This is a genomic window from Caulobacter sp. DMC95, assembly GCF_056313785.1.
Genome location: NZ_JBQUZP010000006.1, coordinates 33153 through 59218, shown reverse-complemented (window position 1 = coordinate 59218; position 26066 = coordinate 33153). Strand labels below are relative to the sequence as shown.

26 protein-coding genes and 1 pseudogene are annotated in these 26066 nt (G+C 66.5%); 10 read left to right on the top strand and 17 right to left on the bottom strand.

Annotated elements, in window-relative coordinates; genetic code table 11:
- Nucleotides 1–191 precede the first annotated feature (191 nt).
- Together ACT53N_RS14645 and lepB are read left to right on the top strand one after the other, a co-directional pair.
- Nucleotides 192–2504 carry a TonB-dependent receptor gene (locus ACT53N_RS14645; protein ID WP_476064580.1) on the top strand — a complete coding sequence of 771 codons (2313 nt, stop codon included), beginning with the start codon at nucleotides 192–194 and terminating at the stop codon, nucleotides 2502–2504.
- Nucleotides 2505–2661: 157 nt separating this feature from the next.
- Nucleotides 2662–3429, top strand: coding sequence for a signal peptidase I (lepB, locus tag ACT53N_RS14640; protein ID WP_476064579.1), 768 nt, complete (start codon nucleotides 2662–2664; stop codon nucleotides 3427–3429).
- Nucleotides 3430–3435: 6 nt separating this feature from the next.
- Here lepB and ACT53N_RS14635 read toward each other — a convergent pair whose 3' ends face one another.
- On the bottom strand, nucleotides 3436–3771 hold the full coding sequence (locus ACT53N_RS14635) for an EF-hand domain-containing protein (RefSeq protein ID WP_476064774.1): 336 nt from the start codon (nucleotides 3769–3771) through the stop codon (nucleotides 3436–3438).
- 181 nt (nucleotides 3772–3952) lie between these two features.
- On the opposite strand from ACT53N_RS14635, the pseudogene ACT53N_RS14630 reads away from it, so the two are divergent.
- The 4 genes and pseudogenes from ACT53N_RS14630 to ACT53N_RS14615 all read left to right on the top strand — a co-directional run bounded on the left by ACT53N_RS14630 (nucleotide 3953) and on the right by ACT53N_RS14615 (nucleotide 8861).
- Nucleotides 3953–5310 (top strand): annotated as a pseudogene (locus ACT53N_RS14630) (SGNH/GDSL hydrolase family protein).
- A 3-nt stretch (nucleotides 5311–5313) separates the two neighbouring features.
- On the top strand, nucleotides 5314–6219 hold the full coding sequence (locus ACT53N_RS14625; protein ID WP_476064578.1) for a polysaccharide deacetylase family protein: 906 nt from the start codon (nucleotides 5314–5316) through the stop codon (nucleotides 6217–6219).
- A 74-nt stretch (nucleotides 6220–6293) separates the two neighbouring features.
- Entirely contained in the window at nucleotides 6294–8510 is a 2217-nt protein-coding gene (locus ACT53N_RS14620; protein WP_476064577.1) for a S9 family peptidase, read from the top strand.
- Nucleotides 8511–8654: 144 nt separating this feature from the next.
- A complete protein-coding gene (locus tag ACT53N_RS14615) occupies nucleotides 8655–8861 on the top strand; it encodes a hypothetical protein (RefSeq protein WP_476064576.1) in 207 nt (68 codons plus the stop codon).
- Between the two features lie 20 nt (nucleotides 8862–8881).
- Here ACT53N_RS14615 and ACT53N_RS14610 read toward each other — a convergent pair whose 3' ends face one another.
- The 4 genes from ACT53N_RS14610 to ACT53N_RS14595 form a co-directional block, all read right to left on the bottom strand.
- On the bottom strand, nucleotides 8882–10054 hold the full coding sequence (locus tag ACT53N_RS14610) for a GNAT family N-acetyltransferase (protein ID WP_476064575.1): 1173 nt from the start codon (nucleotides 10052–10054) through the stop codon (nucleotides 8882–8884).
- Entirely contained in the window at nucleotides 10051–10824 is a 774-nt protein-coding gene (locus ACT53N_RS14605) for a glycerophosphodiester phosphodiesterase (protein WP_476064574.1), read from the bottom strand. Before ACT53N_RS14605 ends, ACT53N_RS14610 begins: the two co-directional genes overlap by 4 nt.
- A complete protein-coding gene (locus ACT53N_RS14600; RefSeq protein ID WP_476064573.1) occupies nucleotides 10824–11285 on the bottom strand; it encodes a RidA family protein in 462 nt (153 codons plus the stop codon). The genes ACT53N_RS14605 and ACT53N_RS14600 overlap by 1 nt, the downstream gene beginning before the upstream one ends.
- Before the next feature lie 179 nt (nucleotides 11286–11464).
- Nucleotides 11465–11899 (bottom strand): phasin family protein, encoded by a 435-nt coding sequence (locus tag ACT53N_RS14595; RefSeq protein ID WP_062095172.1) that lies wholly within the window; start codon nucleotides 11897–11899, stop codon nucleotides 11465–11467.
- Nucleotides 11900–12194: 295 nt separating this feature from the next.
- On the opposite strand from ACT53N_RS14595, the gene ACT53N_RS14590 reads away from it, so the two are divergent.
- The gene (locus ACT53N_RS14590; protein WP_476064572.1) at nucleotides 12195–13502 is read left to right on the top strand and encodes a D-alanyl-D-alanine carboxypeptidase; all 1308 of its coding nucleotides are present in this window, start codon (nucleotides 12195–12197) and stop codon (nucleotides 13500–13502) included.
- 85 nt (nucleotides 13503–13587) lie between these two features.
- On the opposite strand, the gene ACT53N_RS14585 is transcribed toward ACT53N_RS14590, so the two are convergent.
- The 4 genes from ACT53N_RS14585 to mipZ all read right to left on the bottom strand — a co-directional run bounded on the left by ACT53N_RS14585 (nucleotide 13588) and on the right by mipZ (nucleotide 16332).
- Nucleotides 13588–14835, bottom strand: a complete 1248-nt coding sequence (locus tag ACT53N_RS14585) for an aminotransferase-like domain-containing protein (protein WP_476064571.1) — start codon at nucleotides 14833–14835, stop codon at nucleotides 13588–13590.
- Nucleotides 14836–14913: 78 nt separating this feature from the next.
- Nucleotides 14914–14973: a hypothetical protein gene (locus tag ACT53N_RS14580; protein ID WP_024265769.1), complete on the bottom strand. Its 60-nt coding sequence runs from the start codon at nucleotides 14971–14973 to the stop codon at nucleotides 14914–14916.
- 14 nt (nucleotides 14974–14987) lie between these two features.
- On the bottom strand, nucleotides 14988–15422 hold the full coding sequence (locus tag ACT53N_RS14575) for a J domain-containing protein (protein ID WP_476064570.1): 435 nt from the start codon (nucleotides 15420–15422) through the stop codon (nucleotides 14988–14990).
- 73 nt (nucleotides 15423–15495) lie between these two features.
- Complete coding sequence (mipZ, locus tag ACT53N_RS14570; protein WP_476064569.1) at nucleotides 15496–16332, bottom strand: division plane-positioning ATPase MipZ; 837 nt, start codon at nucleotides 16330–16332, stop codon at nucleotides 15496–15498.
- A 198-nt stretch (nucleotides 16333–16530) separates the two neighbouring features.
- On the opposite strand from mipZ, the gene panC reads away from it, so the two are divergent.
- Nucleotides 16531–17388 (top strand): pantoate--beta-alanine ligase, encoded by an 858-nt coding sequence (panC, locus tag ACT53N_RS14565; RefSeq protein WP_476064568.1) that lies wholly within the window; start codon nucleotides 16531–16533, stop codon nucleotides 17386–17388.
- Nucleotide 17389: 1 nt separating this feature from the next.
- On the opposite strand, the gene ACT53N_RS14560 is transcribed toward panC, so the two are convergent.
- From ACT53N_RS14560 to ACT53N_RS14550, 3 genes are all read right to left on the bottom strand, one after another.
- Nucleotides 17390–17479 carry a hypothetical protein gene (locus ACT53N_RS14560; RefSeq protein ID WP_024265770.1) on the bottom strand — a complete coding sequence of 30 codons (90 nt, stop codon included), beginning with the start codon at nucleotides 17477–17479 and terminating at the stop codon, nucleotides 17390–17392.
- 74 nt (nucleotides 17480–17553) lie between these two features.
- Nucleotides 17554–17952 carry a DUF1489 family protein gene (locus ACT53N_RS14555; RefSeq protein WP_476064567.1) on the bottom strand — a complete coding sequence of 133 codons (399 nt, stop codon included), beginning with the start codon at nucleotides 17950–17952 and terminating at the stop codon, nucleotides 17554–17556.
- A gap of 220 nt (nucleotides 17953–18172) precedes the next feature.
- Nucleotides 18173–19150 (bottom strand): hypothetical protein, encoded by a 978-nt coding sequence (locus ACT53N_RS14550; RefSeq protein ID WP_476064566.1) that lies wholly within the window; start codon nucleotides 19148–19150, stop codon nucleotides 18173–18175.
- Nucleotides 19151–19294: 144 nt separating this feature from the next.
- Here ACT53N_RS14550 and ACT53N_RS14545 point away from each other — a divergent pair, with 144 nt between their 5' ends.
- A complete protein-coding gene (locus tag ACT53N_RS14545; protein WP_476064565.1) occupies nucleotides 19295–20083 on the top strand; it encodes a thioesterase family protein in 789 nt (262 codons plus the stop codon).
- 12 nt (nucleotides 20084–20095) lie between these two features.
- Nucleotides 20096–21682, top strand: a complete 1587-nt coding sequence (locus ACT53N_RS14540) for an amidase (RefSeq protein ID WP_476064564.1) — start codon at nucleotides 20096–20098, stop codon at nucleotides 21680–21682.
- 4 nt (nucleotides 21683–21686) lie between these two features.
- Here ACT53N_RS14540 and ACT53N_RS14535 read toward each other — a convergent pair whose 3' ends face one another.
- The 5 genes from ACT53N_RS14535 to ACT53N_RS14515 are packed head-to-tail and all read right to left on the bottom strand — an operon-like array spanning nucleotide 21687 to nucleotide 25969.
- Nucleotides 21687–22124, bottom strand: coding sequence for an SgcJ/EcaC family oxidoreductase (locus tag ACT53N_RS14535; RefSeq protein ID WP_476064563.1), 438 nt, complete (start codon nucleotides 22122–22124; stop codon nucleotides 21687–21689).
- Between the two features lie 31 nt (nucleotides 22125–22155).
- On the bottom strand, nucleotides 22156–22311 hold the full coding sequence (locus ACT53N_RS14530) for a hypothetical protein (RefSeq protein ID WP_476064562.1): 156 nt from the start codon (nucleotides 22309–22311) through the stop codon (nucleotides 22156–22158).
- Nucleotides 22305–22943, bottom strand: coding sequence for a hypothetical protein (locus ACT53N_RS14525; protein WP_476064561.1), 639 nt, complete (start codon nucleotides 22941–22943; stop codon nucleotides 22305–22307). The genes ACT53N_RS14530 and ACT53N_RS14525 overlap by 7 nt, the downstream gene beginning before the upstream one ends.
- Entirely contained in the window at nucleotides 22940–24367 is a 1428-nt protein-coding gene (locus ACT53N_RS14520; protein WP_476064560.1) for a right-handed parallel beta-helix repeat-containing protein, read from the bottom strand. Before ACT53N_RS14520 ends, ACT53N_RS14525 begins: the two co-directional genes overlap by 4 nt.
- On the bottom strand, nucleotides 24368–25969 hold the full coding sequence (locus tag ACT53N_RS14515; RefSeq protein WP_476064559.1) for a tetratricopeptide repeat protein: 1602 nt from the start codon (nucleotides 25967–25969) through the stop codon (nucleotides 24368–24370).
- Nucleotides 25970–26066: the final 97 nt, after the last annotated feature.

The window sequence follows — 26066 nt, the reverse complement described above, 5'->3', positions numbered from 1 at the left end:
AAATAGCCGTCCAGAGGCCTTCGCGCAATCGTCGCCGCAGCGAGGCGAAGCATCGGCCAGGCGCAGACTGTCATCGTTCATTCGCGAGACCGTCGGAAACCCGACACGGAAGCTTCGCCTTGGCGTCGCCAAGCGCTGCTAGCCGGACCCCCAGCCAGCGCCGCTAGCGCTGGAACAAAGGGGATGCCTTGATGAAGAACCACCTGTTGCTGAGCGCCGCTGCGGGCGCGCTGCTGATCGTCGCCGCCCCGGCCTTCGCCGCCGACACGGCCGCCGACACCGCGCCGATCGCCACAAACGCCACGCCGCCCGAAACGTCGGAAGTCGACGCCGTCATCGTCATCGGTCAGGGCCAGAGCCGTCAGGTCCAGACCCTGAACAGCGAAGCGATCAGCCTTCAGGCCGCCGGGACGAGCGCTTTGAAGGCGATCGACAAGCTGCCGGGCGTCACCTTCCAATCGGCCGACGCCTTCGGGGCCTATGAGTGGTCGACCCGAATCTCGATCCGCGGCTTCAATCAGAACCAGCTGGGCTTCACGCTTGACGGCGCGCCGCTGGGCGACATGAGCTACGGCAACCACAACGGCCTGCATATCAGCCGCGCGATCGCTTCTGAAAACATCGGCCGCGTCGAGCTGGCCCAGGGCGCAGGCGCCCTCGGCACGGCCTCGACCTCAAACCTGGGCGGCACGCTGCAGTTCTTCTCCCGCGACCCGTCCGAAGCAATGGGCGGCGAAATCGCTTTGACCGGCGGTTCGGACAACATGCAACGCCTCTACGGTCGGTTCGAGACCGGCGCCATCGAACAGATTGGCGGTCTGCGCGCCTATGTCTCCGTCGCCGACCAGAAGAGCGACAAGTGGAAGGGCGGCGGCGAACAAAAGCAACGTCAGTATGACGCCAAGCTGGTGCTGCCGCTGGGCGAACGCGGCGAGCTATCGGGCTTCTACCACCGCTCGGAGCGCCGCGAGCAGGACTACCAGGATCTGTCGTTCGACATGATCAAGCGTCTGGGCCGCGACTGGGATAACACCCAGCCCAACTGGGGCCTGGCGGTCGCCGCCGCCCGCGCCTACCAGACCGGGACCGCACTGCCCGCGCCGTTCGCCACCGTCGACGACGCCTACTACGCCGGCGCTGGCGTGCGCGATGACGACCTCTACGGCGCGAAGCTGAACCTCGACATCACCGATCGGGTCACGCTTGACGCCACCGCCTACCAGCACAAGAACAAGGGCCAGGGCCTGTGGTACACGCCCTATCTCGCCAGCCCGGGCTTCGGCACGGCCGGTTCGACCGCCGCTCCGCTGTCGATCCGCACCACCGAGTATGACATCGACCGCGGCGGCCTGACCGCCGGCCTGACCGTCGATATCGGCGCGCACCGCCTGGGCGGCGGCTTCTGGTACGAAGTGAACAACTTCAACCAGGCCCGCCGCTTCTACGCCGAGACGGCCGCTGCGCCCTCGCGCGACCCGCTGGACTTCCAGTCGAACCCGTTCTTCACCCAGTGGCAGTATGCGTTCGAGACCAAGACCACGACGGGCCACGTCGAGGACGAGTGGACCATCAGCGACGCGCTGAAGGTCAACTTCGGCTTCAAGGCGATCAAGGTCGAGAACACCGTCAAGACGGTGGTCGGCAACCCCTTGGCGGGCACGATCGAGAGCAAGGACAACTTCCTGCCGCAGGTCGGTTTCGTCTACAAAGCCTCGCCCGACTTTGAAGTGTTCGGCGGCTATACCGAGAACATGGGCGCCTATGTCTCGGCGGCCACCTCGGGCCCGTTCGCTTCGCAGAACCAGGCGCGGGTCGACTACATCACCCAGACGCTGGACCCGGAAAGCTCCAAGACCTTCGAACTGGGCGCTCGCTATCGCACCGAGCGCTTCCAGGGCGTGGCGGCGCTGTACCATGTGACCTTCGACAACCGCCTGCTGGCGGTGGCGCAGGGCTCATCGATCCAGGGCAACGCTCCGGTGCTGTCGAACGTCGGCTCGGTAGAAACCAAGGGCGTTGAACTGGCGGGTACGTACCGTCTGTCAGACGCCTGGAGCCTCTACGGCGCCTACACCTACAACGACTCTCAGTACGAGAACGACGTCGTCTCCCTCGACGGCAAGGTCCAAGCCCGCACCAAGGGCAAGACCGTGGTCAACACGCCCAAGAACATATTCAAGGGCGAGATCGCGTTCGACCAGGCCGGCTTCTTCGCCAAGCTGGGCGTCGCCTACACCGGCGAGCGCTACTACACCTACGAGAACATTGGCGGCCTTGCGGAATCGACGACCGTCGCCGATCTCACGCTGGGCTATCGTTTCGAAGGCGATGGCTGGGCCAAGGGCACGCAGATCCAGCTGAACGTCACCAACGTGACGGACGAGGACTACATCTCGACCATCGGTTCAGGCGGCTTCGTCAACAGCGATCCGACCGGCACGGCCCAGACCGTTCTGACCGCCCCGCCGCGTCAGGTGTACCTGTCGATCAAGAAGTCCTTCTAACCCTTCATTTCCCCTCGAACTTGGGCCGGACGCACGTCGTCCGGCCCTTTCTTTTTTGGATGAGCACTCGACGCGGAGGCTTGTCCGGACACGAAATCCGGGCGTCCCGACACGGTCTTGCTGGCGAACACCGCGTCGCTCCGGCTGACTATGAGCCATGACCGAAACCCTCTCCCCCACCGCCCCCGCACCGACCGCGCTCCGCCGGGAAATCCTCGAAACCCTCCGCGTTATCGGAGCCGGCCTCGCCATCGCCTTGGCCCTTCGCGTCGTGGTCTTTCAGCCCTTCACCATCCCGTCGTCCTCAATGGAGCCAGGACTGGTGACGGGCGACTACATCGTGGTCTCCAAGTTCGCCTATGGTTGGAGTCGGGCGTCCGTTCCGTTCAACCCGCCGCTTCCCTCAGGCCGGCTGATGGGCGAGGGTCCTGAACGCGGCGACGTCGTGGTGTTCCGCCTGCCTCGCGATCCCAGCCAAGTTTGGATCAAGCGGGTGATCGGCCTGCCGGGCGACCGCATCCGCGTCGCAGACGGCCAGGTGTTCGTCAACGAGGTTCGGTTGCCCCAGGCGCCCCTGGGCCTGACCCGGGATCATGACGCTCCGGGGCGCACCGTGCTGCAAGTGGGAGAGCGACAGGCCGACGGTCGCAATTATGTGACCTATGACGGCGGCGCTGGTCAGCCGGGCGACGACACAGAGACCTATGTCGTGCCGGCGGGCCAGTACTTCATGATGGGCGACAATCGCGACAATTCGCTCGACAGCCGCTGGCCGGGCGAGGTGGGCGTGGGCTTCCTGCCGGCCGACAACATCATGGGAAAGGCCAGCTTTGTGCTGGCGTCATGGAAGCCCGGCGCGGCCCTCTACAAGCCCTGGACGTGGCTCAATCTTCAGTGGGACCGGTTCGCCCGGCCAATCCGCTGATACGCCTCAGCGAGCGCGGAACTCCCCGACGCTCAGAACGCCATCGTGATTGACGTCCAGGCGTTCGAAGGCCGCATCCGAGGTCGCCGTGCGCGCGAGCGACGGCGCAGCGACTGCGCCCACCGCGAGGCCCGCAACGGCCGCCGCCAAAGCATGCCAAGTCAAACTCCGACGGCGCGGCGCTGACCTCGGCGCGGCGAGGTCTTGCTCAATAAAACCGCGAAGCGTCTCACTGGCGGTCCGGCGCGAGACCTGGCAACGCGCCATGAACGCCGCCTTGGTCTCCGGCGGCAGGCGGATTTCCAGGGTTTCGGTCTTCTTGGACAGCTTGCCGGTAGGCATGGCGGGGCTCCAAACGTGCCAGTCCATTTTAAGCCTCGGATCGCCCGATACGCAAAAAGAAAGCCCGGTCATGAAGACCGGGCTGAAAAGTCATAGGGAGGAAACGCCCAGGAAGGGCAGAGGCGCTCGGCGCCTCACGCACATCTGATAGCGCTAACATTCAGCCAGTTGCAAGCGATTCTTGAGAAATGCGACCAGCGGTCGCAGTCGGCCGTCGCCTTGGGCCGTCGGATCGACGCTTTACGGGCCAGAACGGACACCTTACGAATGTTACCGCTACCGACGAGAGATGCGGCGGGGCGGGAGAAAGCGCATATGAAGATGTTCAAGCGTTCAGCCTGGGTCGCCGCAGGCCTGGCCTTTGCCCTGGCGCTGCCGGCGCAGGCCGAGGCCCAACGCTGGGTCGGGGCCTGGTCCAGCGCGCAACTGGCGCCCGACGCCAAGAACAGTCTCCCGTCCGAGGACTATCCCAACGCCACCCTGCGCCAGATCGTGCGCGTGTCGATCGGCGGCGATACGCTGCGGGTCAAGCTTTCCAACCTCTTCGGAACCCAGCCGCTGACCATCGACACGGCGCGCATAGCGGTCTCGGCGGCCCCAGCCACGGCCCGCATCGACCCCGCGACGGACCGGCCGCTCACTTTCTCGGCGAGCGCTCGGGTGACGATCCCCGCCGGCGGCGAGACTTGGTCGGATCCGGTCAAATTGACCGTCGAGCCCCTCGCCCATCTGGCCATCAGCCTGCACTATCCCGCCGCCCCCAGCGTCCAGACGGGCCATCCAGGCTCGCGGGCGACGTCCTATGTTCTGGCCGGCGATCACACCTCAGCCCCTGACTTGCCGGGCGCCAAGACCGCCGATCGATGGTTCCAGATCGCAGGCGTCGATGTTGGCTCAAAGAAGGCTTCCGCCATCGTCGCGTTCGGCGACAGCATCACCGATGGCTACGGCGTTCAGCCGAACACCAACCTCCGCTGGACCGACCGCCTGATCGAACGGCTCACGGGCAAGAATATCGCCGTCCTGAACCTCGGCATCGGCGGCAATCGGGTGCTTGCTGACGGTCTGGGGCCAAGCGGCGTATCGCGTTTTGATCGCGACGTCCTCTCGCAGTCGGGCGTCACGCACTTCATCATCCTGGAGGGCGTCAACGACTTGGGCGTACTGAACCGCGATCAGAGCCAGGATGCCGCCGCCAACGCCCGCATGGCGCAAGACCTGATCCAGGCTTACGCCAGCATGATCACCAAGGCTCGCGCCAAAGGCGTCAAGGCCATCGGCGCTACGATCCTTCCCTACGCCGGCTCGGCCTACTACCATCCTCCCGCCGAGGCCGAGGCGGCGCGTCAGACGGTCAACGCCTGGATCCGCGCGCCGGGCAATTTCGACGCGGTGATCGACTGGGACGCCGCGCTGCGTGACCCCGAGCGCCCGACCCATCTGCTCCCGGCCTATGACAATGACGGCCTGCACCCCAACATGGCGGGCTACAAGGCGATGGCCGACGCCATTCCGCTGAGCCTGTTCGAAAGCCGCTAGCCCATGCGCATCCTGCTTTCCACCGTCCTGGCCCTGACACTTGCGAGCGCGGCCCAGGCCGCTGACAAGCCCGTCATCGCCTTGACCTGGGACGACCTGCCCGCCCACAGCACCCTCCCGCCCGGCGTCACCCGCGTTCAAGTCGCCGCCGATCTGCTGAAGGCTTCCGCCGAGGCGAAGGCTCCGGCCTTTGGCTTCATCAACGCCGTGCAGAACGAGCGCGAACCTGACTCAGCGCCGGTCCTGGCGATGTGGCGCGATGCGGGGCAGCCGCTGGGCAACCACACCTGGTCGCACCAGAACCTCGCCAGCCTGACGCCCGAAGCGTTCATCGCTGAGATCGAACGCAACGAGCCGGCGCTGAAGGCCCTGATGGGCCAGGAAGACTGGCGCTGGCTGCGCTATCCCTTCCTCTCCGAAGGCGATACGGCGGAAAAGCGACTAGCAGTCCGGTCCTGGCTGGCCGCCAACCACTACAAGATCGCCAGCGTCACCCTGGGCTTTGGCGACTACGCCTATAACGAACCCTACGCCCGCTGCATGGCCAAGGGCGACCAAGCCGCCATCGCCGAGTTGGAGCAGCGCTTCCTTGCCGGCGCGGCCGCCGACGCAGACCGTGCGCGCGCCATGAGCCACGCGCTTTATGGCAAGGACATTCCCTATGTCCTGCTGATGCACGGCGGGGCTTTCGACGCCCGCATGGCCCCTCGCCTGTTCAAGCTCTACCAGGACAAGGGCTTTGGGTTCACGAGCTTGGCGGAGGCCCAGAAACATCCGTTCTACCGAACGGACACCAACCCTGGCCTGCCGCCTGAGCCCACCACGCTGGACGCCGCGCTGCGCGCCAAGGGCCTGCCGGTTCCGGCTAATCCTGTGGACCTGTCGCCGCTCGATGCGATGTGCCGCTGAGCGCGGACTGCGTTGCAAGCCGGAAACAACTTCACTGCTGACAAGCGCGGCGCGCCCGCATAGCGTCCCGCGCCATGAAAAAGCCCTCGCTCACGGCGCTCGCGGCCGTTCTCGCCCTTTCCACGCCGGCTCTGGCGGAGAAACTCACCCCGGAACGCATCTTCGCCGACCCCAGTCTGAGCGGCCCCACCGCGCGGGGCGTGGCCCTGTCGCCGGACGGCAAGCGCGTCACCTATTTGAAGGGCAAGCCCGAAGCGGCCAATATCCAGGACCTTTGGGCGGCCGACGTGAAGGGCGGCGAGCCCTATCGCCTGATCGACAGCGCCGCGCTGTCCTCGGGCGACAAGGAGCTGTCGGAAGCCGAGAAGGCCCGCCGCGAACGCGCCCGTGTCTCGGCCCGCGGCATTGTCGAGTACAGCTGGGACCGCCAGGGCCGTTTCATCCTGGTCCCGCTGGATGGCGACCTCTATCTGGATACCGTCGCTGACGGAAAGATCACGCGCCTGACAGAGACGCCTGGCGACGAGGTCGATGCCAAGGTTTCGCCCAAGGGCGGCTACGTCTCTTACGTCCGCGACCAGAACCTGTACATCAAGCCGGTCGCCGGCGGCGCAGAGACGGCGCTGACGACCGAAGGCAAGGACGCCCTGTCGTTCGGCGTGGCGGAATTCATCGTCCAGGAAGAACTCGATCGCTTCACCGGCTACTGGTGGAGCCCGGACGAGAGCCGCATCGTCTACACCCGCGTAGACGAGAGCGGCGTCGATATCGTGCCGCGCGCCGACATCGGTCCGGGTGGGGCCACCGTCGTCAACCAGCGCTATCCGCGCGCCGGCCGCCCCAACGCCGTGGTGGACCTGTTCGTCCGCGACCTGGCGTCGGGGAAGATCACAGCGCTGGATCTCGGCGCCAACAAGGACATCTATGTCGCGCGCGTCGCCTGGTCGGCCGACGGCAAGACGGTCTATGTTCAACGCCTGTCGCGCGACCAGAAGACGCTGGACCTGCTGGCCTTCGACGCCGCCACCGGCGCGGGCAAGACGATCCTCACCGACACCGATCCGCACTTCATCGAGGTCAGCAACGACTTCCGCCCCCTGCAGGACGGCACCTTCCTCTGGGGTTCGGAGAAGGACGGCAATCAGCACCTCTATCGCTACGCCGCCGACGGCAAGCTGATCGCCCAGGTCACCAAGGGCGAATGGCCGGTCATCGGCCTAGAAGGCGTGGACGAGGCGCGCAAGGTCGCGATCTTCTCGGCCTCTATCGATACGCCGATCGAGCGTCGTCTCTATGAGGTGAGCTACGCCAAGCCGGGCAAGCCCAAGGCCCTGACTTCGGCCGGCGGCTGGTGGGCCGCAAAAGTGGCCGACGCCGGCGGCGCGTTCGCAGGCACCTACAGCGACCCCAAGACCCCGCCGCAAACCGCGCTCTATTCGGCCGACGGCAAGCGCGTGCGCTGGATCGAAGAGAACAAGCTGGCCGAAGGACACCCCTACTGGCCCTACGCCGCTAACCTGCCGCAGCCAGAGTTCGGCTCGCTTAAGGCGTCGGACGGCGAAACGCTGCACTATGAAATTCTCAAGCCGATCGGCTTCGACCCAGCCAAGAAGTACCCGGCGATCGTCTCGGTCTACGGCGGCCCTCACGCCCAGCGCGTCATGAAGAGCTGGCACAGCCCCTCGGAGCGCACCTATCTTGAGGCCGGTTATGTGATCTTCAAGCTGGACAACCGCGGCAGCGGCAACCGTTCAGCCAAGTTCATGCGCGCCTTGGACCGCAAGCTCGGCACCGTCGAGGTCGATGACCAACTGCTGGGCGCCAAGTTCCTGGCCAGCCAGCCCTATGTCGACGCCGATAAGCTCGGCGTGATGGGCTGGTCGTACGGCGGCTTCATGACCCTGATGCTCCTGACCGCTGAGAACACCCCGTTCAAGGCCGGCGCGGCGGGCGCCCCTCCGACCGAGTGGAGCCTGTACGATACGGCCTACACCGAGCGCTACATGGGCAAGCCCGACGAGAATAAGGCCGGCTACGCCTATTCGGATATCAACAACCGGATCGACAAGCTGGCGCCGGGCAGCCTGCTGCTGCTGCATGGTATGGCCGACGACAACGTCATCTTCGAGAACAGCACGCGCCTGATGGCGGCGCTGCAGCGCAAGGCGATCCTGTTCGAGATGGCCATGTATCCCGGCGAGCGTCACAGCGCGCCTGGCAGCAAGGCCAAGGGCCTCAGCGTGCTGAAGACGCACCTGGACTTCTTCGATCGCAAGCTGAAGGGTCGGTAGAACACAAGCGGCCCGCGCCATGTGTGAGCGCGCGGGCCGCCCTCCCCCTGCGACATCACGCCCACTCGCCCCGACCTTATGTCGCAGGGTTTCCAGCGCGCGAGCAGCGTAGAGTTAACGGCGCTCGTTCAGGAAACACGCGTCATGACCAAGTCCAACCACGCCGCTGTCGACTGGCTGATCGACACCGTCAAGGAAGCGCTCGACGATGGCCGCGCCACGGTCGAGGAGCTCGAAGAGTGGCTGCTGGCGGCCATCCTGCTGGAGGAATTGCACCTCGAGGAAGAGCAGGACAGCGTGGAAGCCCGTGCGTTGGATACCTGGTTCAGCGCGTCAAAAACGCTTCACTAGCCCAGAAAGCGGGTCGCTCCCTACCGCTCTTCCCGAAAGGGCGAATACTCTTCGGCCAGCATTTCCATGTCGCTCTCCACCGCTGCGCGCTCGCGCTCCAGATAGCGCGCTACGGGCTCGCGCAGCATCCGGTCTGCGATCCAATGGGCAGAATAGACCGGGCTTGGCAGGTAGCCCCGCGCGATCTTGTGCTGCCCTTGCGCGCCGGCTTCGACGCGCGGCAGCCCCAGCCGGATCGCGTGCTCGATGGCCTGATAGTAGCAAAGCTCGAAATGCAGGAACGGCACGTCCTCGACGCAGCCCCAGTGGCGGCCGTATAGGCAGTCGCGCCCGAGCAGGTTGAGCGCCCCAGCGATCCAAGGACCGCCCGGCCGGCGCGCCAGGATCAGCAGCACCTTGTCGGCCATGCGCTGGCCCAGCAGCGAAAAGAACGGACGGTTAAGGTACGGCCGCCCCCATTTGCGCCCCCCGGTGTCCATGTAGAAGGCGAAGAACGCGTCCCAGTGGTCCTCGGTCAGGTCCGCGCCCGTCAGCGCGACGATCTCGAGCCCTTCCTGGGCGTCGCGCCGCTCCCGGCGGATGGTCTTGCGACGATTGGCCGATAGCGCGGCCAGGAAGTCGTCGAAGGTCGCGTAGCCCCGGTTCTCCCAGTGATACTGCTGGTCCTGGCGTAGCAGCATCCCCCGCTCGCCCATCCAGCGCCACTGGTCCTCGACCGGGAAGGTCACGTGCAGCGATGACGCGCCCATCCGATCGCACAGCGTCAGGGCGCCGCCCAGCAGCGCCGAGCGCCCCTCGTCACTGTCGATGTCCGGCCGCACGATCAGCCGCGAACCTGTCACCGGAGAGAACGGCGACGAGCACTGTAGCTTGGGATAGTAGCGCCCGCCCGCCCGCTCATAGGCGTCGGCCCAAGAGTGGTCGAAAACGTACTCGCCCTGGCTGTGGGACTTTAAGTACAGCGGCATGACGGCGGCGACCTGATCGGCCTCATCCAGCACCGACAGATGCTGCGGCGCCCAGCCTGTGCGGGCGGCGACGCAGCCGGCCTCCTCCAGGATCGACAGAAAATCGTAGGAGATAAACGGGTCACCGGTTGGTGCGGCGCAAGCGTCCCAGGCGTCCTGGCCGATCTCGCTGACCGCCCGATGGACACGGACCGACGCCTGAACCGCCACGGGACGCGATGTCACGCGTGGAAGCCCTCGAAAATCAGGTTGTCGCAGTGATCCCTCACCGCGTCCCACTGCGCGGGCGTTCGCACCGTCCAGGCGATCACGGGCATGCCCTTGGCGCGATAGAGGTCGGCCTTCGGACTGGGCAGCATGTCCAGACCCAAGGCGAGAAAATCGGGGCGCGCGATCTCGACATGCTCAAGGGCGGCCATCGCCCTGCGGATCTCGGGCGCGACGTGGCGCGCGCCTTCATCGTTCCAGCCATAGCTATCGAGACCACGCAGGATCTGCGGATGATGGTCGGCGAACCAGGCGTGCGAATAGGGATTGAAGCCGATGATGGCCGTTGGGCCGTTGTGGTCGAGCAGAACTTCGGAGACCCGCTTTTCCAGCGCGCCGACTTCGCCAAACGGTGTCTTGAGCTCAATGTGGACCATGGCGCGGTGCCCAATCATGGTCAGGGCTTCCGCCAGGGTCGGAATAGTCTCGTCCGTGCCCTTCAGCGCCAGAGCGCCCAGCTCGGTAGCGGTGTGATCCCGCACGCGCCCCTCAACGCCCGTCATGCGTTCAAGTCGGTCGTCATGAAACACCACTGCGTCGCCGTCAGCGGTCAACTGGACGTCCAGCTCGATGCCGTAGTCATGGGCGCAGGCGGCCTGGAAGGCGCCCAGAGAGTTCTCCGGCGCGCCATCTCGAGTCCAAAGGCCGCGATGCGCGATCGGCCGATCAAAGAGCGCGTCCCACGCCGCTCCGAAGGTCTCGATCGGAGGACGTCCGCGCCGGGGCATCAGGCGATCTCCACCACCGCGTCGACTTCAACCGCGAAGCCGAGAGGCAGCTTGTAGACGCCCACCGCCGAGCGGGCGTGACGGCCCTTGTCACCCAGAGCCTCGACCATCAGGTCCGAGCAGCCGTTGATGACCTTGGGAATATCGATGAAGTCAGGTCCCGCCTGGACAAAGCCGCCCAGCTTGACCACTCGGACGACGCGCTCAAGGTCGCCGTCGCAGGCGGCCTTCATCTGGGCCAGCAGGTTGATCCCGCACAGACGCGCCGCCTTCTGGGCCGTTTCCAGGTCAACGTCCATGCCGACCGTGCCCTTGATCCCGCCATCGGCGGCGATCGAGATCTGGCCCGAGATATGAACGAGGCTCCCGGCGCGCACGAACGGCACATAGTTGGCCACCGGGGCCACTGGCTGCGGCAGCTCCACGCCCATGGCCTTCAGGCGGTCCTCGACGGTCGACATGCACGCGCTCCACTCAGGTTTCGGGAGGCATGCTTAACGCGGCGATCGTCGACGCAAAAGAGCTAAGGCGCGAAGGGCCCCGCAGCATGGGCGCGCCCAAGAAAAAAGGCCCGGATCTCGCGATCCGAGCCTTCGTCTTCAACGCGGGAAGGTGCCGAGGGACACCTTCAAAACAGGCCTTAACGGGCGGCCTGGAACTTCTCGACGGCGGCGCTGACGCGTTCGTTGAGCGGCTTCACCGAGTCCTTGATCGAAGCCGAGACGATCTCCGAAGCCTTGCTGACTTGGGCGATGTAGGCTTCCAGGGCCGACTTGGCCCAAGCGGTTTGCAGTTCGACGGCTTCCTGCACGCTCTTGGCGGCGGCCAGCGACTTGGCGGCGGCGACTTGGTCTTCCGCAGCCTTCTTTGAGTAAGCGAAGGTCTGGGCGCCCAGGGCTTCCGCGCCCTTGGTGGCGGCGGTCACCGAGGCGACGACAGCTTCCAGGTTCTTCTTCGAATGGGTGTTGGCTTCGGCCAGCGCGGCCAGCGACTTCTCGACGCCGTCCTTGAACGCTTGGTTCGACGCGGTGGTGAACTGCTCGACGGTGGTCTTCATGGTTTCGGCGGCGGCCATGGGAGTCTCCTGGGGAGGAAAGGAGGCGGGGCGGAAGGTCGAGCTGCAACTCGCCCCTCTGCGCTTGGAACAACGCTGGTTTGCCATGCTGCAGTGCAGCAGTCAAGAATTTTGTGCAGCGCACCATAACCTTAGGGTAAGCCGCGCCATTGGCGCCGCCCGCCTCATTTTTCCGCGTCTGCGGCAAGATCGCTCACCAGTTGTTTACTTTGGCGAAACACCGCATCCATCATGGTAGGCTCTACGCGTGTGGCGGTGCGGAACCGCTTCCAGTTCAAATGACGGACGTCGCTCCATGTTCGCCAGGCTTACCTCCGCCCGCTCCTTGCTCACCGTCGCTGGTTTGGCCCTGACGTGCCTGGCTAGCGTGGTCGCGCCGTCGACCGCTTCGGCCGCGGTCCCCTATCTGCAATTGAACGCCTCGGAACCGAAGTACGCAGCCATCGTCATCGACGCTAATTCGGGCGAGGTGCTCTATGACAAGCGCGGCGACAGCCCGCGCTATCCGGCGTCGGTCACTAAGGTCATGACGCTGTACCTCACCTTTGAGGCCCTGAGTGAAGGCCGCCTGAAGCTGACCGACCGGATCACCATGTCGCCCCGAGCGGCGGCCCAGGCGCCGACCAAGATCGGCCTGCCCGCCGGCGACAGCATGACCGTGGACGAAGCCATCAAGGCCATGACGGTCAAGTCGGCGAACGACGTCGCCACTGCGGTCGCCGAACGCCTGGCGGGCAGCGAGTCGCGCTTCGCAGCGCTGATGACCCTGCGCGGCCAAGAGCTGGGGATGCGCAACACGCGTTTCGTCAACGCATCCGGCCTGCCCGACAGCCGCCAGATCTCAACCGCTCGCGACCTGGCTATCCTGTCGCGCGCCACGATGCGCGACTTCCCGCAGTACTACAGCTACTTCTCGGTGAAGGGCTTCTATTTCCGGGGCAACTATATCAAGGGGCACAACCGCCTGCTGGACAGCATGGAGGGGTTCGACGGCCTGAAGACCGGCTACACCAACGCCTCGGGCTTCAATCTCGCCGGCTCGGCGGTGCGCGACGGCCGCCGCCTGATCGCGGTGGTGCTGGGCGGTCCCTCCACCGCCTGGCGCGACAACAACATGGAAGACCTGCTGCTCACTGGCTTTGACGTCATCAAGCGCCGGTCGCGCGGCGAGCGAACCACCATCGCCGCCAACATCTATGAGGACGAGCCGTCGGGCCCGATCGAGCGCCCGTCGGCAGAGCAGGGCGACGGCGACCAGGCAGGCCTCCGCATCGTCCTGACCGAGACCCCGCGTTCCGCGCCTGTAAAAGTCTCCCCCACCCTGCGCGGCGCCCAGGCGGCGGCTCCGGCCAAGGTCGCCAAGAAGTCCAAGGGCGAATGGGCTGTGCAGGTCGGCGCCTTCCGCTCCAAGTCGCTCGCAAACGAACAGCTCAAGCTCGTCCGCGGGCGGATCACCAAGCTCGTCAGCGACGCCGAGGGCGCCGTAGACGGCGCGGGCGGCATGTTCCGGGCGCAGTTCCAGGGCATGACCAGCGAGGCCGCCCGCGAGGCCTGCTCGGCCCTGAAGGCAAAGCGCATGCCTTGCATGGTTTTGAAGCCTTAGGCCGAGCCAGACTAGGCTTTCGAAAACAAAAGGGGCGCTGAGTGGTCAAACTCAACGCCCTTTTTTCAGGCCCGTGGAGCCAGCCTCAATCGCCCGCGATCGCCTTGCCGATCAGCCGCGCCAAGCGCTGGACGCCCTCCTCGATCTGCTCATCGGTCGGCAACGAGTAGCTGAGGCGGATGGCGTTCGGGGTCTGCTTCTCGGCGAAGAACGGCGCGCCGGGCACGAAGGCCACGCGCTCATCCTCGATGGCCCGTTCCAGCAGCGCAGCGCCGTCGATCCCTTCGGGCAAGTCTATCCAGACGAACATGCCGCCTTCCGGGTGCGACCAGGTCACACCCTTGGGCATGGTGCGCTCCAGCGCCGCCAGCATCACCCGGGCCTTGGCGCCATACGCGCCGCGTAGGCGATGCAGGTGCTGATCGTAGCCCTCGGTCACCGCGCGATGGGCGACCATCTGGTTGATGGTCGAGACATGCAGGTCCGCGCCCTGCTTGAGCAGCACCAGCTTCTCGATCACAGGCTTGGGCCCGCAGACCCAGCCGATCCGCAGCGCCGGCGAGAGAGTTTTGGACAAGGTGCCCAGGAACAGCGTCCGCGCGTTATCGATCCCGCCCGAGCGGGCGATGTCCAGGCCCAACACCGTCGGCGTAGCCTCGCCGGCGAAGCGCAGCTCGCGATAGGCCGCGTCTTCGACCAGGGTCATGTCCAGGTTGTCGGCCAGGACCAGCAGCGCCTCGCGCTCGGCCAGGGTCAGGCTGACGCCGGTGGGATTGGCGAAGTCGGGCACGAAGTAACCGAGAGGCTGCGGCGCACGGCCCGCCATCAGGGCCGCCTCGTCAACGCCCTGGCTCAGCGCCGTTTCCGGCAGGTCCAGATAGGCCGGCTCATAGCCGTTAAAGGCCTGTAGCGCCCCCAGATAGGTGGGACGCGCGACCATCACCGTGTCGCCCTTGGTCAGGAACAGCTTGCCGATCAGGTCCAGCGCCTGCTGCGACCCGGCTGTGAGCATGATGTTATCGGGATCGCAGGGCATGCCGTCGCGGGTCATGCGCTCGGCGATCCATTGGCGCAGCGGCAAGTAGCCCTCGCTCACCGAGTACTGCAGCGCCTGCCGTGACAGCACAGGATCGGCCAGAACGGCGTCGTAGCTCTTCTGGATCTCCTCCGCCGGAAACAGGCCCGGGTCAGGGATGCCGCCGGCGAAGGAAAGAATATCGGGCTGGTCGAGCAGTTTGAGCAGCTCGCGAATCTCGCTGGCGCGAACGCGGCTCATGCGCTCGCTGAAGCGGCCGGCCCAGTCTTGGGCGCGCTCTGGGGTCTGGGTCGTCATGGGAGTGATCAAAGTCCGAACTGAAGAATGACATCGGGAGCCAGGCGTGATGGCTCGTCCTGAACCGGGTTCAGGGCGTCATACCGAGCAGGTTTGGCCCGACGAGCGGCGGCGCCAGAAGCGTTCGCGATTGATCATGTTTCTACCCTAGCTTAGCCGCGCGGCTTGATCAAACGATCCCGCGCCGCGTTCAGCTGGGCCGCGAGCCCCTCGGTGCCGCCCTTGTCCGGATGCGCCATCTGGATCAGGCGGGTGTAGGCCGCCTTGACCTCCGCCAGACTGGCCTCCGGCCCGACACCAAGGATCGCGCGCGCCTCGGCGAGGCTGAGTTCGGGCTTGGGCGGGTGGACCACCTCGCGACGCACGATTGGCCGCCGCCGCGCCTCGGTGACGCTCCACAGGCCGATCACGCCAAGGACTATGCCCGTGCCCCACGCGCCGCGGATCGTGGCGTAGGCGGCGACCGCGAAGGCGGCGATGGCCGCCGCCCCGGCCCCCACGCGCCAGCCATCGCCCTTCAGCAGCGTCCGGCCGCGTGGCCAGAGCAGGAAGGTGATAATCACCGCGCCCAGCAGCAGATAGATCATCGACGCTCCAGAAACGAAAACGGGCGGCGAGGTCGCCCCGGCCGCCCGCTCACTCGGATTTGTAGCTGGGCGCTTACTGCGCCGCCAGCATCGTCTCGCCGGAATAGGCCGACAGACCCAGGCTGTGCATCAGGGCGCGCAGCTCCTGGCGTGCCGCCAGATGTTGCAGCGACACCGGCACCGGACGCACCTGCGGCGACAGATCGGCGATGGTCAGGCCGAACGGAAACAGTTCGCGATAGATCACCCGGTCGCGCAGGCCTGGTCCGATCCGGAAGCCGACGCGCTTGGCCAGGGCGTTAAGGCGGTCCTCAAGACGTTTGCGGTTCCGGGCTTCGGTGGTGGCCAGACGGTTGCGCAGCACCACCCAGTCCATCGCCTGACGCTGGCCAGAAAGGGCGCGCTGTTTGCGGCCCTCCCAGACGGTCAGCGAGTAGAGGCTGGGCTTGGTCAGCTCCAGGCTCACCGGGTCCACCGTGCCCAGCATGTCGAAGTCGACGAAGCTGTCGTTCATCGGCGTCACCACCAGGTCCGCGCGCCCATGGGCCATGCGGGTGATGGCGCTGTCGCCGCCGGGAGTGTCGATCAGGATGAAGTCGCATTCAGCCTTGGCCTTGGCGAAAGCGGCCTCGAAACCGGCCACCTGCTCTTCTTCCGGCCTTTCGGCCAGGGCGACGTCGTTGTCGCTGAGATTCAGGGCCAGCGGCTCGGGCAGCTCGATCTTCTTGTTGTCCAGCCAGGCGCGGCGGTTCTCGAAGAACCGCGCAGAGGTGCGCTGGCGCAGGTCCAGGTCGATGACAGCGACCTTGGCGCCGCCGTAGAGCAACGCGGTGACGAGGTGCACGGCGATGGTCGACTTGCCAGCGCCGCCCTTCTCGTTGCCGACGACGATAACGCGCGTTTCGGCCATGGCTTGGGTCCTTCTGCGTCGCGACTCAGCGACTCTTAATCGAAGGTTAACACGATGTTTCCCGCCCCAGAGGGGGCTAAGGGCCTCAATCCACAGCCCTTATTGTCGCAGGCCTGTGGACGCGCTCCCGTTGGGGGATGGTGGACCTTCCCCCTCTCTAAGGCCATAAGCGCTCGCCAGTTCGCGTGGAGGCCCCTCATGACCAGCCCGATCATCGTTCGCACCGTCGCCGAAATGCGGCAGCATGTGCGCGCCTGGAAGGCCGCCGGCCAGCGCGTGGCGGTCGTTCCGACCATGGGCGCCCTGCACGAGGGTCACCTGTCTTTGGTGCGTCTGGCCCAGCAGCACGCAGAGCGCGTGATCGCCACGGTCTTCGTCAATCCCAAGCAATTCGCCCCGCATGAGGACTTTGACGCCTATCCGCGCGGCGAGGCCGCGGACGCCGAGAAACTGGCTTCGGTCGGTTGCGACCTGCTGTTCGCGCCGAACGCAGCTGAGATGTACGCGCCCGGCTTCTCGACCCTCGTCAGCGTGTCGGGCGTCTCCGAGCCGCTGGAAGGCGCGGCCCGCCCGCAGTTCTTCGGCGGCGTGGCCACCGTGGTCGCCAAGCTGTTCATCCAGTCCCAAGCCGACGTCGCGGTGTTCGGCGAGAAGGACTACCAGCAACTGCAGGTCGTGCGGCGGATGGCTCGTGATCTGGACATCCCCATCGAGATCATCGGCGCGCCGACCGCCCGAGCCGAGGACGGCCTCGCCCTCTCCTCACGCAACGCCTATCTGTCGGCGGAAGAACGCGCCGCCGCGGTGGCTCTGCCGACGGCGATGAAGGCCGCCGCTGCAGCGGTGGCGGACGGCGCCAGGATCGACGCCGCCGAAGAAGCCGCGGTCGCAGCCTTGCAGGCTGCGGGCTTTGGCCAGGTCGACTATGTGGAAGTACGCGAGGCGAGCGATCTATCGCGGCTGGGCCCCGGGCCCATCGGCGAGGCTTCCGGCCGGATCCTAGTCGCCGCGTGGCTGGGCAAGACTCGGCTGATCGACAACATGGCGGTCGGTTGACCTATCCGATCGGACGCAGCGCCAGTAGCAGACCGCCGACTAGTCCAACGAACAACATCCCCACGCCCAAGGCGGCATAGCCCGCTTTCATGGTGACCCCTCCTGTCCATCGCCGGAGAGGAAACACTCGCACCGGTTGCCATTCCCCTAACGCGCCCGCGCAGGTTACCAGGCGCCCAGTTCTCGCAACTGACGCGCCAGATCCGCCGGGAGATCCGCAGACTCGGCTTCTGTCAGATCGGGCGGCGCGTCTTCAGGTTTCAGATAGCGCCAGCCCTGAAACGCTCGCCGAGGCTGCGGCGCCACACGAATGATCGGCGGATGCACCGTCACCTCACAACGCGAGGCGGCGCCCGAGCCTATGGTGTCGATGGCCAGGATCTTCTGTCGGCACAGCACCTGTCCCTTGAACACGCGATACAGCGAGCCGCCGTCCAGCACCTCATCGATGCGCTTGGGCGTCATGCGCGTATGCATGACCCAAGGTTCGCCGGTCTTGTGCCAGGCCAAAAGGTCTTCGATCGTGTCGCACCCGACGACCAGTTTGATGATGTGCAGCGCCATGGGGCGTAGATAGCGCGCGATCGGGGCAAGGCAACATTTCGGTTCGCCCGACGGGAGAAACGTGTCGACGCCCGCATGACAGCGTTATCCCTTAGCCTCAATCGCGTTCATGTGGGGGCGCGGGAGGGTCCAGGAGACCCCATGCCGCCGTTACGGACGTCTTGTGGGAGACGTCCGCAGCGGCGGTCTCGTTTTTGGGCCCGCGCGCGGCGCTAGAGCCTCAATCCCGAACCTTGGCCTGTCGAGACAGGACGATCAGGTCTCCAACGGTTGCGCCTTGATCACTGAAAGCCAGGCTGGGCCAAGTCGGCATGAGACCATCCAGGGCCAACATCGCGCCAAGTCCAGCATCCTGGCTCCACCAGCGCCGTGCGCCGCGAATGAACGTCGTTGCATCCTCGCGAGCCATGGCTCCGCCGGCGGGGTCGGTGAGCCAGCTCCACGCCGCCCAATTCCCCGTTCCTTCGAAGGTCAGGAACACATCGTCGGCCTCGCGCCAGAGCGGCTTGTCCGCGAGATAGGTCGCGCGTCGGCCTTCCATGGCGACGGCGGCCTCATCCAGCTTCGCCCGCCGGCCCTCGTAGGTTTCAGCCCCGGCCGACGCGTACAAAAGATCACGCTCATGCTCGTACGCCTTCACGTACTCCGGAACAGCACTCCAGGTCTTCTGTAGGCTGTCATCGTCAGCGTTTTCAGGCAGGCCTCGACGGATCAGGTCGTCGATCCGACGCCCAAGACCCGCGCCCTGCTGGGTGTGCGCGAACTCGTGCATGAACACGACCATGGCCAGTCGCTCAGGATCGCGCGCCTCGGCCTTGTCCGCCCTCCACACGGCCGGCAGGCTCATGACGAAGAACATCCCTCCGCCATCCATAGGCGCGGCGAAGGAGAGCTTGCGGGCGGGAACCTGACCGCCTCCCGGCAGGGCGACCGCGCCAGAATGACTTTCCGCCTGCACCGAATAGGTTCGCTGACCAACCCGAAACGAGCCGGCCGTCGCGGGCGTGAACCTGTAGACGCAGGCCTCGTCGAACAGGATCAACGTCGGCGTTGCCGGCGCCCGCATGCGGATGCGGTCGTGATCAAGCCGGTCCCATGCCTGCAGCGCCTGTTGCGTCCAACGCAGAGGCTCGCCTTCGAAGGCGCAGTTGGACGGAACCGATGCTGTGAGCAGCATTGCTGAAAGCAGGGCGATCATGACTGCGATTCATGATCCGCCCGCCCTCGCGATGCAAATGAACTCGCGGTCAGCAAACCACGCACTCTGACCCTCACCCATCAGGGGAGGTTTTCCCCATCCCTCCCTTGACTTCCGTAGCGAAAGAAAACGAACACTGTTTTCATGACGCTCTACACCGACCTCGTCGCCGCCATCGCCCCGACCGACACCGGCTTTTCCGCCCACGTCTCCGACGACTGGAAACAAGGCCGAACCACCTACGGCGGCCTCAGCGGCGCGCTGTGCGTCGAAGCCGCCTTGCGGACCTTTCCTGAGGCCCCGCCCCTGCGCTCGGCGCAGTTCGCCTTTGTCGGTCCCGCTTCAGGCGAGCTGGCGATCTCGGTGCGGCCCCTGCGGCAAGGCAAGTCGACCCTGTTCGTCGCGGTCGACCTCATCGGCGAGCAGGGCGTGGCCACGCATGGCGTGCTGACCTTCGGCGCGGCCCGGACCTCAGCCATCGCGTACGAGGAAGTGCTGTGCCCGCCCGTGGCGCCGGCCACGGCCTGCGAGCTGTTCTTCCCGGAAAGCCGTCAGGGCGCACCGCACTTCTCGGCGCAGTTCGAGGTTCGCAAGGCTGGCGGCACGCGGCCCCTGGCCGGGGGCGAGCCGGAATATCTGCTGTGGATTCGACACCGCGATCCGGCTGCGACTTCGATCTCGGCCCTGGTGGCCCTGGCCGACATGCCGCCGCCGCCGGCCATGGCGTTGTTCCCGCAGTTTGGGCCGATCTCAACCATGACCTGGTCGCTGGACATCGTGGGTCTGCCACAGACCGACGACGACGGCTGGCGCCTGCTGCGCACCCGCGCCGAGACGATCGGCGACGGCTATTCCACCCAGGAGATGCAGCTGTGGGACGCCAAGGGTCGCCCGCTGGTCCTGGCGCGACAGAACGTGGCGATCTTCGTCTGATCGCGCACGACTGTGGCGGTTGGCGCTTGGCGAGCGGAGATTTTTAACCCCATGCTCGCCGCCGTTCGGCCGCCGGAGTCGCGGCCGCGTTCGGGGAAACGCTTCATGACCAAGATCGCCATTCTGGCCGGCGCGGCCGCCATCGCCTTGCTCGCCGGAAACGCCACGGCCCAGACCGCCGAGGACGCCACCAAGGCGGCCCTGGCCACGATCCAGCAGCGCAACCCGACTTTGCGCGCCGTGATCGCCACCAACCCGAACGCCCTGAGCGACGCCCGCGCGCTCGACGCCGAACGCAAGGCCGGCAAGGTCCGCTCGGCCCTGCACGGCGTTCCGATCCTCTTGAAGGACAATATCGAGAGCGCCGATCCCCTCCCCACCACCGCCGGCTCGCTGGCGCTGAAAGACAACATCACCGGCCGCGACGCGCCGGTGGCTAAGCGGCTGCGCGACGCAGGCCTCGTCATCCTGGGCAAGGCGAATCTGTCGGAATGGGCCAATATCCGCTCGAACCACTCGATCAGCGGTTGGAGCGCCGTCGGGGGTACGGTGCGCAATCCCTACGCCCTGGACCGCAGCGCCTGTGGCTCGTCCAGCGGGTCGGGCGCGGCGGTGGCGGCGGGCCTGGCGCCGTTGGCCATCGGCACCGAGACCGACGGCTCGATCACCTGCCCCTCGGCGATCAACGGCCTGGTGGGTCTGAAGCCGACGGTGGGTCTGGTTTCGCGAACCCACATCGTGCCGATCAGCCACAGCCAGGACACCGCTGGGCCCATGACCCTGACGGTCGAGGACGCGGCCAAGGTGCTGACCATCATCGCCGGCTCCGACCCCGCCGATCCGGCCACGAAAGAAGCCGACGCCCGCAAGACCGACTATGCGGCAGGCCTGTCCAAGACCGCGCTGAAGGGCGTCACGCTGGCCGTGGCCCGCTTCTACACCGGCTACTCGCCCAAGACCGACGCGGTGTTCGAACGCGCGCTGAAGGACCTTGAGGCCCAGGGCGCGACCCTGGTCGACGTAAAAGAATTCGATGAAGGCCCGATCGGTCGCGCAGAGGGCGTGGTGCTCTACACCGAGCTGAAGGCCGACCTCGCCGCCTATCTCGCCTCGACCGACCCGAAGAAGGTGCCGACCCGCACCCTGGCCGACGTGATCGCCTTCAACAAGGCGACCCCGAAGGAGTTCGAATGGTTCGGCCAGGAGAGCTTCGAGCGCGCCGAGAAGACCAAGGGCCTGGATGATCCCGACTATCTGAAGGCGCTGGCGGACTCCAAGCGCATGGCCGGTCCCGAGGGGATCGACAAGATCCTGAAGGACACCGGCGCGGTGGCGATCATCGCCCCGACCACCGGTCCGGCCTGGACCATCGATCCGCTGAACGGCGACAACTATGGCGGCTCCTCGACCACCCTGCCCGCCGTGGCCGGCTATCCGCACCTGACCGTGCCAATGGGCGACGTATCAGGCCTGCCGGTCGGGCTGTCGTTCATCGGTCCGGCCTGGAGCGAAAAGCTGCTGCTGAACCTCGGCTACGCCTACGAGCAGGCGACCAAGCACCGCAAGGCGCCGACCTTCAAGACGACAATCGCGCCGTGAGCCTTCAGCTGCTGTGATCGGCGATGATGCGCCAGCCGCCGGGCTCCAGGGCCATGATCAGGCTGGTGTATCCCTTGGCTGAGGTCCCATTGGGATAGGCCAGCGCCCACCGGCCCACGTACAGCGCGTGGGTCGGGTCCAGCAGGCGGAAATCGACCGACTCGAAGGTCAGCACGCCGCGCTTGGCCGGATCGCCGAAGTCATACTTCGCCTTGTAGCGCGCCAGCATCGCGGCCTTGCCGCGCACCAGGCCTTCCTCGGTGACGAAGCTGGTCTCGGGGGCGTCGGAATAGCTGCCCATGAACCGGGCGGCATCGCCGGCGTTCCAGCCCGCGGCGCTGTCGGCGATCACCGCCTCGACCGCCCGCTGCTGTGGCGAGACCTCGGCGAAGGCCAAGGACGGCGCGAGCAACAGCGCCAGGACCGACAGGAACTTCAGCATCAAGGCCTCTCCAGAGGTCAAGCCGCCAAACTCAGTAGCGCGGACGGATCGCCTCGATCGGCGGCGGCGGCGGCGTCACCTTGGCGCGGTTCGGGGTCGAGGGCGGCGGCGGGCCATGCGGTCGCGGCGACGCGCAGGCCGTCAGGCCCATCGCCAGAACCCCCACGACCAGGACCGTCCTCAGCATCCGACGAGGCCCGCGCCGACGAAGTTGCGGTTCGCGCCCACACCGACGCCGCCGAAGTGCTGACCGGCCGCGATACCAACGCCGATGGCGCCCGGCGGGGTGGCCAGGGCCACACCATAGCCGCCAGCCGGCGTGAAGATGCCCAGGCCCGACTTGAAGCAGCGGTTGTCGCCGCGCGGATCCCAGACCTCGACCTTGCCGTCGGCGCGGGTGAAGGCCCAGCGCTCGCCGCGTTCGTCACGGCCCGAGACCACCAGTTGGCCAGGGCGCGTGGCGTCGACGCCATAGGCCTGGCGGCTGAAACCGTCGACCGAGCAAGAAGAGACCAAGCCCGGACGGCTCAGGTCCCCAGCGAACTGAGCGGCCGAACTCGTCTGGGCGTTGTAGGCCGAGACATCGGTCCCGGTTCCCCGCCCGCTGTTGACGAAGACCTGAGTGCCCGTGGCGCTGTCATAGCTCATGATGTCGGGCGCAGCGCCGGTCATCGGCGAGCCGCAGACCTCGCGGCCACGGCCCGGGCCGCCCGGACCGCCAGGCCCGCTCTGAGCCCAGGCTTGGGTCGCCACGAGGCTGGACAGGGTCGCCAGGGCGCAGAGAGAGACGGCCAGCCGGCCACGAACAGACTTGCTCATCGCGGAGCTCCCCCTTGCTGAGGCGCGGAAACAGGCGCGGCGGCCGGCGGCGGGCCGGCGAGTTCCGCAGGCGGCTGGGTGGTCACGCCGGCGACGACGGCGGGCGCAGGCCAATAGCTGTCGAAATCCAGACGGGCCCGGTCACGGGGCGTACGGTAAAGCTCCGGCGCCTCGAACCAGGGGCGGCAGGTCAGTTCGCCGTTGAAGAAGCCCGTCACCAGAGCGCGGCAGCCTTCTGGACGCGCATAGACGCGGTTGTCGACGGCGCGAACCTGGCCGCCGGCGTCGGCGTAGATGCCCGAGCGCATGACGCCCATGATCTTGTTGTTCGACGCGAACACCACGCCCGACGCAGCGTAGATGCCGACATCCACGGCCTCGAGCTCGCCCTCGACCACGCGCAGGTTGGCGTTCTCCAGCGTCACGGCCCAGTCGCTGTCGCGAACCACAGGACGCAGAAGCGTCGTCTCGTCGCCGCCGCCGACATAGATGCCGCGCGAGAAGCCATCGACATAGAGGCCGTCGATCTGGACCAGTTGCTGGCGGTTCATGCCAGCGATGATAAAGCCGGCCGAGTTGCGAGTGCGCGAGGAGCCCGTCCAGTCGCCCAGGCGCGAGACGCGGACGTCGCGCAGACGGCTGTCGCCCGAGGTCTCCAGCGCTGCGCCGATGGCGGTAGCGGCGATCTCGACGTCGGCGGCCATGATCGTACCGGTGGCCTTGACCACCGGCTGACGGGTGCGTCCGATGAAGGTGGTCTGGGCCAGCTCGATGCGGCTGTCGCCGACGTCAAAGGCCGAGCCCTCGCCATCATAGCGGACCGTCACGCCGCGCATCGCGATCTCGGTGGCGCGGCCGACAATGCACGAGGCGGCGCCGGCGCGGGTGGCCTCAATGCCCAGACCATCCAGCACCACGTACTGCACGCCCGCCTGGATCTTGATGCAGGGCTGGCCGCTGCCGGCGATCAGGATCGGACGCGTGCGGCTGGGAGAATAGTCGCGCACCACAATGCTGATCGCCTTCGTGATGTTCAGCGAGTCAACGCAGGCGCCGCCATTGGTCGAGGTCAGGGTCAGGACGTCGCCTTCGTAGAGGCGATAGAGCGTGTCGGAAATCTGGCCCGGATACGCGTAGTCGCAGTTGATCTCGCGCGACACGTAGGCGTAGCCACCGCCATTATTGTAGGGCACGACGCAGCGCCCCCTCGAGCGGATCGTACCCCGGGGACAGGGCTTGGGCCGCACGTCACGCACCTTGCACCCGTGGGCCAGGTTAGGCTGCAGCAACAGGCCGAAGCAGGGACGGATCTGCTGATCGATCTTGGCGTCCGGCGAGGCGACGGCCAGCTCGGGCGCGGAGGCGACGGCGGCGCCCAGGGTCAAGGCGGCCCAAAGCGCCAGCAGGCGGCTGAGGCGGCGCATCTAGTAATTCCCTTCGTTATAAGGACGCCCGCCCCTGTCGGGTCCAGGCGGCTCCTGGCGCGGATCACGGTCTTCGGCGCGCGGCGCGGCGCGATAGTCATCAGCGCCATAGATCGGTCGGGGCTGCGGGCGCTCGCCAGCGCCGCGCGGCGGACGCGAGACCTGCGCCAGCAGCTGCTGCAGCCGCCAGGCCGACGGCTTGAAGCCGGCCAGAGCGCCGTCGATCTGGTAGACCACCGCCTTGGCGCGATCTTGGTCAGCCACGCCCTGCAGGCCCAGCGAGAAGAAGGTCGACATCGCATACTTGGCTTCCGCCGATCCCTGACGCTCGGCCTCCTCGTACCAGTGGTAAGCGCGGGCGTAGTCGCGCGGCACGCCCACGCCTTCCGAGTACATCACCGCCAGCACCAGCTGGGCCTTGGAGGAGCCGTTGACTGCGGCGTACTGGACGGCGCGCACCTTTTCGATGGGCGATAGTCGACCGGTGTTGGGACGCCCGATCATGCTCTGCAGGGTCTGGACCTCGGTGACGCTGAGCATCTTCTCGTCAAGGACCGCCGTGGGGATCACGCGCAGATAGGACAGCGCCTCGCCGACGTGAACGAAGGGCAGTTCGGAGATGCGATACAGCGCCGCCTCGCGCGCCTCGCCCGACAGGTCGGCCTCGTCGGAGTGGGGCACGCCGGAGTCCGGCGATTCGGGGGGATAGAACTCGTAGGGGGGAATCCAGCGCTTGGCCTTGGTCTCGACGAACGAGCCGTAAGACGCCCGCTGCGGCGAGGACCGCTCGAAGTCTTTCAGCATCACGTAGGCCGACACATCGCCCGTCTGCACGGCGAGATAATTGTAGAGATAGGCGTCGACGTCGTTGCGGCGGAACAGGTCCAGCGCCGCCGGGGCGCCGGGCTGGCTGGGCTTACCGTAAGCTTCGATGGCCTGGAGGTTATCCGAAGGCTCGCCGAACGGACCGAAATAGCCGTCATGCATGCGAGCCAGTGTCCGGAATCCATCCGCGCTCTGGGTCGACAAAATATAGATCACGCGATTGCGGACCTTCTCGCGCTCTTCGGTCGACATGCGCGAGAGCAAGCGGTCCAGAGCGCTATAGGCGCTGCGGCGTTCGAAGGCGCGGCAGTCGTCGAAGCGGGACACCGCCCGCGATTCCTTGCCGCGACGCTCATAAGCCGCGATCGGCGCGTAGCCGCCGGAGTTGGCCAGCGCCATGGCGTACCACACCGCCGCTTCCACCGGATCTTCCAGGTTTTTGTCGGCGGCGCGCTGCCCCTCATAGCGCCGCGCAAGCTCGAGCTGCGCGAAGAAGTCACCCCGGAAACCGCCCTGACGCAGCGAGCGAATTTCCTGCTGCTGCTGGTTGAACTGTCCCGAAACGCCCTGAGCGACCTGCGGTCGCGGGCAGGCGCTGGCGCGCTTGTGGAACCAGAAGCTGGGGCCGGTGTCACAGCCAACGAGCGGAATAACCACCGCTGCGACGACGATCCCCACAGGCGCGCGGCGCAGCAGGGAGGCGCGGTCAGCGAACAGGCGCCCCGCCGCGTCGCGGAGCGTGCGAAGGCGCGCCATTGCGTCCCCGGCCTCGCGCATGAATCCCCCTCAGCCGTCGCCGTTAACCATAAAACAACGATCTCTCATGTGCCCGGGATTGGCCACTGTCAAGGTCAGCTCAACCGGCCCGGCAATG

Coding starts and splice junctions, on each gene's coding strand:
- ACT53N_RS14645 (WP_476064580.1), top strand. CDS start 192: ATGAAGAACCACCTGTTGCTGAGCGCCGCTGCGGGCGCGCTGCTGATC.
- lepB (WP_476064579.1), top strand. CDS start 2,662: ATGACCGAAACCCTCTCCCCCACCGCCCCCGCACCGACCGCGCTCCGC.
- ACT53N_RS14635 (WP_476064774.1), bottom strand. CDS start 3,771: ATGCCTACCGGCAAGCTGTCCAAGAAGACCGAAACCCTGGAAATCCGC.
- ACT53N_RS14625 (WP_476064578.1), top strand. CDS start 5,314: ATGCGCATCCTGCTTTCCACCGTCCTGGCCCTGACACTTGCGAGCGCG.
- ACT53N_RS14620 (WP_476064577.1), top strand. CDS start 6,294: ATGAAAAAGCCCTCGCTCACGGCGCTCGCGGCCGTTCTCGCCCTTTCC.
- ACT53N_RS14615 (WP_476064576.1), top strand. CDS start 8,655: ATGACCAAGTCCAACCACGCCGCTGTCGACTGGCTGATCGACACCGTC.
- ACT53N_RS14605 (WP_476064574.1), bottom strand. CDS start 10,824: ATGCCCCGGCGCGGACGTCCTCCGATCGAGACCTTCGGAGCGGCGTGG.
- ACT53N_RS14600 (WP_476064573.1), bottom strand. CDS start 11,285: ATGTCGACCGTCGAGGACCGCCTGAAGGCCATGGGCGTGGAGCTGCCG.
- ACT53N_RS14595 (WP_062095172.1), bottom strand. CDS start 11,899: ATGGCCGCCGCCGAAACCATGAAGACCACCGTCGAGCAGTTCACCACC.
- ACT53N_RS14590 (WP_476064572.1), top strand. CDS start 12,195: ATGTTCGCCAGGCTTACCTCCGCCCGCTCCTTGCTCACCGTCGCTGGT.
- ACT53N_RS14585 (WP_476064571.1), bottom strand. CDS start 14,835: ATGACGACCCAGACCCCAGAGCGCGCCCAAGACTGGGCCGGCCGCTTC.
- ACT53N_RS14575 (WP_476064570.1), bottom strand. CDS start 15,422: ATGATCTATCTGCTGCTGGGCGCGGTGATTATCACCTTCCTGCTCTGG.
- mipZ (WP_476064569.1), bottom strand. CDS start 16,332: ATGGCCGAAACGCGCGTTATCGTCGTCGGCAACGAGAAGGGCGGCGCT.
- panC (WP_476064568.1), top strand. CDS start 16,531: ATGACCAGCCCGATCATCGTTCGCACCGTCGCCGAAATGCGGCAGCAT.
- ACT53N_RS14560 (WP_024265770.1), bottom strand. CDS start 17,479: ATGAAAGCGGGCTATGCCGCCTTGGGCGTGGGGATGTTGTTCGTTGGA.
- ACT53N_RS14555 (WP_476064567.1), bottom strand. CDS start 17,952: ATGGCGCTGCACATCATCAAACTGGTCGTCGGGTGCGACACGATCGAA.
- ACT53N_RS14550 (WP_476064566.1), bottom strand. CDS start 19,150: ATGATCGCCCTGCTTTCAGCAATGCTGCTCACAGCATCGGTTCCGTCC.
- ACT53N_RS14545 (WP_476064565.1), top strand. CDS start 19,295: ATGACGCTCTACACCGACCTCGTCGCCGCCATCGCCCCGACCGACACC.
- ACT53N_RS14535 (WP_476064563.1), bottom strand. CDS start 22,124: ATGCTGAAGTTCCTGTCGGTCCTGGCGCTGTTGCTCGCGCCGTCCTTG.
- ACT53N_RS14530 (WP_476064562.1), bottom strand. CDS start 22,311: ATGCTGAGGACGGTCCTGGTCGTGGGGGTTCTGGCGATGGGCCTGACG.
- ACT53N_RS14525 (WP_476064561.1), bottom strand. CDS start 22,943: ATGAGCAAGTCTGTTCGTGGCCGGCTGGCCGTCTCTCTCTGCGCCCTG.
- ACT53N_RS14520 (WP_476064560.1), bottom strand. CDS start 24,367: ATGCGCCGCCTCAGCCGCCTGCTGGCGCTTTGGGCCGCCTTGACCCTG.
- ACT53N_RS14515 (WP_476064559.1), bottom strand. CDS start 25,969: ATGCGCGAGGCCGGGGACGCAATGGCGCGCCTTCGCACGCTCCGCGAC.